The sequence below is a fragment of the Subtercola sp. RTI3 genome (assembly GCF_035018625.1).
Lineage (GTDB): Bacteria > Actinomycetota > Actinomycetes > Actinomycetales > Microbacteriaceae > Subtercola > Subtercola vilae.
In genome coordinates this window covers 1-6,841 of the sequence record NZ_JASJXO010000089.1, presented here as the reverse complement: position 1 = coordinate 6,841, position 6,841 = coordinate 1, and the positions used below count along the sequence as shown (strand labels likewise).

Below are 6,841 nucleotides of genomic sequence, written 5' to 3'. Positions count from 1 at the left end.
AGATGTGTATAAGAGACAGGGCATGCGGTTCGCTCAGGCCGCCACGGCACCACGATGCGGCGTACGCGTACCGGGTAGAATTGGGGCGCTCACCGCCGCCCTTCGAAGGAGCCCCTCCGCGTGTCTAACACCGCAGAAACCACAGCCGCAAGCACAGCCGAAACCGCCGCCGGCACCGCCGGCACCGCGAGCACCACCGGCATCGAGGCCGGGGCGAGCCGGCCACCCGTCGACAGCGTCGAGGTCGCAATGGCCACGCCAGACAAAGAGCAGCCGTACGCCGCCCTCGGGTTGAAGCCTGACGAGTACGAGCAGATCAAGGCCATCCTGGGCCGGCGCCCCACGAGCGGCGAGCTGGCGATGTACTCGGTCATGTGGAGCGAGCACTGCTCGTACAAGTCGAGCAAGATCTACCTGAAGCAGTTCGGTTCGAAGACCACCGAGAAGATGCGCAAGAACCTCATGGTGGGCATCGGCGAGAACGCCGGTGTTGTGGATGTCGGCGAGGGCTGGGCGGTCACATTCAAGGTCGAGTCGCACAACCACCCGAGCTACATCGAGCCGTTCCAGGGCGCCGCGACCGGCGTGGGCGGCATTGTTCGCGACATCATCTCAATGGGCGCACGGCCGGTCGCCGTGATGGATCAGCTGCGCTTCGGTGCCATTGACAACCCCGACACCGCGCGGGTCGTGCACGGCGTGGTGGGCGGCATCAGCTTCTACGCGAACTGCCTGGGCCTGCCGAACATCGGCGGCGAGACATACTTCGACGCGGTGTACCAGGGCAATCCGCTCGTGAACGCACTGGCGGTGGGCGTGCTGCGGCACGAAGACATCCACTTGGCGAATGCCAGCGGTGCGGGCAACAAGGTGGTGCTGTTCGGGGCTCGCACCGGCGGCGATGGCATTGGTGGGGCATCCATTCTCGCCAGCGACACGTTCGACGCGAAGGGCCCCACGAAGCGCCCGGCGGTTCAGGTGGGCGACCCGTTCGCCGAGAAGGTACTCATCGAGTGCTGCCTCGAGTTGTTCAGGGAGAAGCTGGTCGAGGGCATTCAAGACCTCGGCGCCGCCGGCATCTCGTGCGCAACCAGCGAACTCGCGAGCAACGGCGACGGCGGTATGTACATCGAGCTCGACAAGGTGCTGCTGCGCGACCCGAGCTTGAACGCCGAAGAGATTCTGATGAGCGAGAGCCAAGAGCGCATGATGGCCGTCGTCACGCCGGAGAAGCTCGACGCTTTTCTTGCCGTCGTAGCCAAATGGGATGTCGAGACCAGCGTTCTGGGCGAAGTCACCGACACCGGCCGGCTCATCATCGACTGGCGCGGCGAGCAGATCGTCAATGTGGAGCCGCGCACGGTCGCGGTCGACGGCCCGGTGTACGACCGCCCGGTCGCCTACCCCACCTGGATCGACAAGCTACAGGCCGACACTGCCGCGGTTCTGCCGCGCGCCACCGACCCCGAAGAGCTGCGCGCACAGACGCTCACCCTGCTTGGCAGCGCGAACCTCGCCAGCAAGAGCTGGATCACCGACCAGTACGACCGCTACGTCATGGGCAACACGGCGCTGTCGTTTCCCGACGACGGCGGCATGATTCGCGTCGACGAGGAGTCGGGCCTCGGCTTCGCCATCGCCACCGACGCGAACGGTCGCTACTGCCAGCTCGACCCCTACCACGGAGCCCAGCTCGCCCTCGCTGAGGCGTACCGCAACGTGGCCGTCACCGGCGCGGTGCCGGCCGCCGTCACCGACTGCCTGAACTTCGGCAGCCCCGAGAACCCCGAGGTGATGTGGCAGTTCTCGCAGGCCGTCGCGGGCCTGTCAGACGGATGCCTCGAGCTCGAGATCCCGGTCACCGGCGGTAACGTCTCGTTCTACAACCAGACCGGCACGGCGCCCATTCACCCCACCCCCGTGGTGGGCGTGCTCGGCGTGATCGACGACGTGGCCCGGCGCATCCCGAGCGGTTGGCAAGACGAGGGCAACAACATCTACCTCCTCGGCGTCACCAAGACCGAGCTCGACGGCTCGGCGTGGGCCGGCACGATTCACGATCACCTCGGCGGCCGACCGCCGGTCGTCGACCTCGGTCGCGAGGCCGCTCTCGCCGGGCTGCTGCACGCCGGCGCCATGCAGAGCCTGCTCGCGTCAGCGCACGACCTCAGCGACGGTGGCCTCGCGCAGGCCCTCTCCGAAGCCGTGATGCGCTTCGGTGTCGGCGCCCGCGTGTGGCTCGAAGAGCTCATGCTGCGCGACGGCGTCGACCTCACCACCGCCCTCTTCAGCGAGTCGACCGGTCGCGTCATCGTGTCGGTTCCCCGCGAAGACGACGTCAAGTTCATGGGGCTCTGCGAAGGCCGCGACTACCCGGTTCTGCGCATCGGCGTGACCGACAAATTGGATGCCGCACTCGACATCCAGGGCCTGTTCCACATCGGGCTGGCCGAGCTGCTCGGCGCCCACCGGGCCACGCTGCCCGAGCGCTTCGGCGAAACGGTGGCGTAGCCCGGGCCCGGCCTGCTGGCCAGCCAGAACGGCTGGTCGGCAGGCCAGAGGTGCGCTCGATCTGTGAGCGCTGAAGCCGCGCGGCCTCTGGCTTCTGCCGTCGCAGGCTGAAGCCGCCCGCTAGAGCTGCAGGTCGCCTTCGCCGTCGACCACGTCGACCACGTCGATGACCCCGGTGTCAGCGGCGATCTTCACGTGGTGATGAATCACCTCGGCGACGATGAAGTTCAGAAACTTCTCGGCGAACGCCGGGTCGAGGTGCGCTTCTTCGGCGAGCCCGCGCAGGCGTCTGATCTGGCGCGCCTCACGGTCGAGGTCGGCCGGCGGCAGGCCGTGCGTGGCCTTCAGGCGCCCCACCGACTGCGTGAACTTGAACCGCTCCGCCAGCAGGTGAATGAGTGCCGCATCGATGTTGTCGATACTCTGCCGAATACTCTCGAGTTCTGCGAGGGCAGCCGCCTGTGAGTCGTGTTCGGCCTGTGTCTGCGCATCCATACGAGAACTGTATTGCGTCACGGCTGAGGATTCACACCCCATCGAGCGCAGCGGGCCGCGCCGCCCACAGCCGCAGCCGCTTCTGGGTGAGCAGGATACCCAGCAGAACCAGCAGCGCACCGACCGGTTCGTTCCAGGTGAAGGTCTCCCCCAGCACCAGAACCCCCAGAATCACGCCCACCACGGGAGTGATGTACGTCACCGTCGACGCCGATGTGGGCCCCCAGGTGCGCAACACGTTGATGTTGAACACGTAGACGAACCCTGTGCCGAGGGCGCCGAGCCCGAGCAGAGACAGCACGATCGGCGTCGTCAGCGTGAACGGCGACAGCGCGACGACCGGCGTCAGCACAAGAAGCACCAGCGCCCCCATACCCACCTGCATGAACGCGAACGGCACCCCTGCGATGGCCCGGCCGCTCAGAAAGCGGCGGGTGTAGCTGAGGGCGAAACCGTAGCAGAGGGCCGCGCCGAGGCACGCGAGCTGGCCAGCGAGGCTGCCGCTCAGCATCGAGTACCCCCACGGGCCGATGATCACCACCGTACCGAGGATGCCGATGGCGACGCCCGTGGTCTGGTTGCGGTTCAGGCGCTCCACCCGAAACGCGAGCGTCGCCATCAGCGCCGTCATGATGGGCGTCACGGCGTTGTAGATACTCGCCAGGCTCGACGAAACATACTGTTCGGCCCACGCGAAGCAGAGAAACGGCACCGCCGACCCGAACAGGCCGATGACGAGGAAGTGCAGCCACACCACGGGTTCTCTCGGCAGCCGAAACCGGCCGACAAGCACGATCAGCCCGAGGGTGAGCGCGCCGAGCACAAGGCGCGCCCACGCCACTTGGCCGAAACCTACGCCCGTGAGCGCCACCTTCATGAACAGAAAGCTGCTGCCCCAGATGAGCCCCATGGCGACGAACTGCAGCACGATGGCGCCCTGGCGCGGCGATGCGCCACTCATCGACGCATCGCCGTCAGTGCGAGCACTCGTCTACTCGACGGTGGCGATGGTGACCTCGATGTTGCCGCGGGTGGCATTCGAGTACGGGCAGACGAGATGCGCTGCGTCGGCGACCTCTTTCGACTGCTCGGGCGTGGCATTCGGAACGTACACGTCGAGCTCCACGGCCAAGCCGAAGCCGCCCTCGCCATTGCTGCCGATGCTGACGCTGGCCGACACCTCAGCGTCAGTCGTGTCTACCCCGAGGCGCTTGCCCACCACATGCAGCGCGCTCAGGAAGCACGCCGAATAGCCGGCCGCGAAGAGTTGTTCAGGGTTGGTGCCCTCGCCGGAGCCACCCATTTCTGTGGGCGGGCGGGTGTCGAGGTCGAGGCGGTCATCTTCTGAGCGAACGTGGCCGTCGCGGCCACCCCCTGAGGCGTGGGCAATTGCGGTGTAGAGAGCATCCATGGCATAAGTCCATCACAGATCTGGGGTGCCTGTGCCACGATTGGAGAATGGGCACCGTAGCCAACTTCCACCAGGCCGCCGACGCATTCGTTCACCTCGTCGGCCTGATCGGCGACGACCAGTGGCAGCTGCCGGCCCTCGGCACCTGGAACGTTCGTTCACTCGTCGGCCACACCACCCGGGCGATTCTGACGGTCGAGACCTACCTCGGCCACGATGATCCCGGGCGCGTCGGTGTGCCCACCGCCGAGGACTACTACGCGCTCATCTACCGGGACTTCTCCGACCCCGATTCGGTGGCGGCGCGCGGCGTCGAGGCGGGAAACTGGTTGGGCGAGCATCCGGTCGAGAAGATCTCGGATGCCCTGCAGAAGGCCAGCGCGTCACTGGCCGCCGCACCCCTCGGCCGCGTGGTCTCGGTGGGCGGGCACGGCATCGAGCTGACACAGTACCTGCGCACGCGCATCTTCGAGCTCGTCGTGCACTCCATCGACATCGGCCACGCCGTCGGGCGGCCGCACGGGCAGACGGCAGAGTGTGTCGCCGATGCCACAGCTCTGGCGGCGCGCATCGGCGCCAGAACCGGCTCGGGCGAGCAGATTCTGCTGGCGCTCACCGGTCGTGCCGCACTGCCGGAGCATTTCTCAGTTGTCTAACGGTCTGTGTAGGGTACTGGCATGACCATCGCCGTTCGCCCCCTCCCCGAAGCCCAGATCACCCCGTGGATCGAATCAGAGACGCTGCTGTACGCGGCCGAGCGAATGGCGAATGGTGAATCCGCCGACGCCTCGGCCGAAAAAGCGCGCCTTTCGCGCGAAGAGAACTTTCCAAATGACAGGCCCCTTGCCAGTCACACCGTGCTGCAGGTCGTGTCAGATGGGTCTCCCGTAGGCATTCTCTGGCTCGGGCCGCGTGACTCGCTGCACCCAGACGAATGGTGGGTGTTCAGTATTGACATCGATGCCGAGCATCAGGGCAAGGGCTTCGGTCGCGCTGCCATGGGGCTCGCAGAAACAGTCGCGCGCGAGCGCGGGGCCCGCACGCTCGGGCTCAATGTCTTCGGCAACAATCCGCGGGCGCAGAATCTCTACCGATCGCTCGACTACACCGTGACAGCCATGCAGATGTCGAAGGAACTGTAGGCCTCTGCCCGCGAGCGGGGCCGCCCCGCCGCACACGCGTCAACCCCTGTGAAACCTGGCGGCTGGCGCGTAGACCAGAGGCATGAGAGCACTCACTTTTCAAGGAACCCAGAACGTCTCGGTCGAAACCGTGCCCGATCCGCGTATCGAGAAGCCCACCGACGCCATCATCAAGGTGACGTCGACCGCCATTTGCGGGTCAGACCTGCACCTGTACGACGTGCTCGGCGCGTTCATCAACAAGGGTGACATTCTCGGCCACGAGCCGATGGGCGTCGTCGTCGAGGTCGGCAGCGAGGTGAAGAACCTTGTCGTCGGCGATCGGGTGGTCATTCCGTTCGTCATCGCGTGCGGGTACTGCTACATGTGCCAGAAGGGTCTGCACAGCCAGTGCGAGACGACCCAGAATCGCGACACCGAGAGCGGGGCATCCCTCTACGGCTACACCGAGCTCTACGGCGCCGTGCCGGGCGGCCAGGCCGAGTTCCTGCGGGTTCAGCTCGCCGATTTCAATGCGCTCAAGGTGGGCACCGAGCTTCCGGATGAGCGGTACCTGTTTCTGAGCGACATTCTGCCCACGGCGTGGCAGGGCGTACAGTATGCCAACGTGCCCGAGGGTGGCACGCTCGCCGTGCTCGGGCTCGGCCCGGTCGGGCAGTTCGCCAGCCGCATCGCAAAGCACCTCGGCTACCGCGTGCTCGCCATCGACCCCGTGATCGAACGCCGCGCCATGGCCGAGCGGCACGGCGTCGAGACCCTCGACTTCAGCGACGACTCGCTCGCCCAGCTGCGCGATCTCACCGACGGGCGCGGGCCCGACTCCGTGGTCGACGCGGTCGGCATGGAGGCGCACGGCAACCCCGGAGCCGCCTTCGCCCAGAAGGCCGCCGGCCTGCTGCCCGACGCCATCGCCAAGAAGGTCATGACCACGGCTGGCGTCGACCGCCTGGCGGCCCTCCACCTCGCCCTCGATGCCGTTCGCCGCGGCGGAACCGTCTCGCTCAGCGGCGTGTACGCCGGTGTCGGCGATCCCCTGCCGCTGAAGAGCATGTTCGACAAGGGAATCACCTTGCGCATGGGCCAGTGCAACGTGCAGAAGTGGCGGGACGACCTGGTACCCCTCGTCGAAGACCCGGCCGACCCGCTCGGCACCGAAGACCTCACCACCCACGCCGTGCCCCTCGAGCAGGCTCCCGCGATGTACAAAACCTTCAAGGAAAAGGAAGACGGCTGCATCAAGGTCGTGCTGAAGCCGTAGCCCTGCTGTCTCTTATACACATCT

7 protein-coding genes are annotated in these 6,841 nt (G+C 66.5%); 4 read left to right on the top strand and 3 right to left on the bottom strand.

Annotated features, from left to right (window positions below):
- Positions 1 to 249: 249 nt before the first annotated feature.
- Positions 250 to 2,511, top strand: coding sequence for a phosphoribosylformylglycinamidine synthase subunit PurL (gene purL, locus QN358_RS18360; RefSeq protein WP_136641476.1), 2,262 nt, complete (start codon positions 250 to 252; stop codon positions 2,509 to 2,511).
- Positions 2,512 to 2,631: 120 nt separating this feature from the next.
- On the opposite strand, the gene QN358_RS18355 is transcribed toward purL, so the two are convergent.
- Genes QN358_RS18355 through QN358_RS18345 form a run of 3 tightly spaced genes read right to left on the bottom strand, consistent with a single transcriptional unit; the run spans position 2,632 to position 4,417 of the window.
- Positions 2,632 to 3,006 carry a chorismate mutase gene (locus QN358_RS18355; RefSeq protein ID WP_136641467.1) on the bottom strand — a complete coding sequence of 125 codons (375 nt, stop codon included), beginning with the start codon at positions 3,004 to 3,006 and terminating at the stop codon, positions 2,632 to 2,634.
- 31 nt (positions 3,007 to 3,037) lie between these two features.
- A complete protein-coding gene (locus QN358_RS18350) occupies positions 3,038 to 3,967 on the bottom strand; it encodes a DMT family transporter (protein WP_237280290.1) in 930 nt (309 codons plus the stop codon).
- Between the two features lie 30 nt (positions 3,968 to 3,997).
- Positions 3,998 to 4,417, bottom strand: a complete 420-nt coding sequence (locus tag QN358_RS18345; RefSeq protein WP_136641466.1) for an organic hydroperoxide resistance protein — start codon at positions 4,415 to 4,417, stop codon at positions 3,998 to 4,000.
- Between the two features lie 47 nt (positions 4,418 to 4,464).
- On the opposite strand from QN358_RS18345, the gene QN358_RS18340 reads away from it, so the two are divergent.
- The 3 genes from QN358_RS18340 (at position 4,465) to QN358_RS18330 (ending at position 6,817) form a co-directional block, all read left to right on the top strand.
- Positions 4,465 to 5,073, top strand: a complete 609-nt coding sequence (locus QN358_RS18340) for a maleylpyruvate isomerase N-terminal domain-containing protein (protein WP_136641465.1) — start codon at positions 4,465 to 4,467, stop codon at positions 5,071 to 5,073.
- A 21-nt stretch (positions 5,074 to 5,094) separates the two neighbouring features.
- Positions 5,095 to 5,559, top strand: coding sequence for a GNAT family N-acetyltransferase (locus QN358_RS18335; protein WP_136641464.1), 465 nt, complete (start codon positions 5,095 to 5,097; stop codon positions 5,557 to 5,559).
- Positions 5,560 to 5,641: 82 nt separating this feature from the next.
- Entirely contained in the window at positions 5,642 to 6,817 is a 1,176-nt protein-coding gene (locus QN358_RS18330) for an alcohol dehydrogenase catalytic domain-containing protein (protein WP_136641463.1), read from the top strand.
- The last annotated feature ends 24 nt before the right edge of the window (positions 6,818 to 6,841 follow it).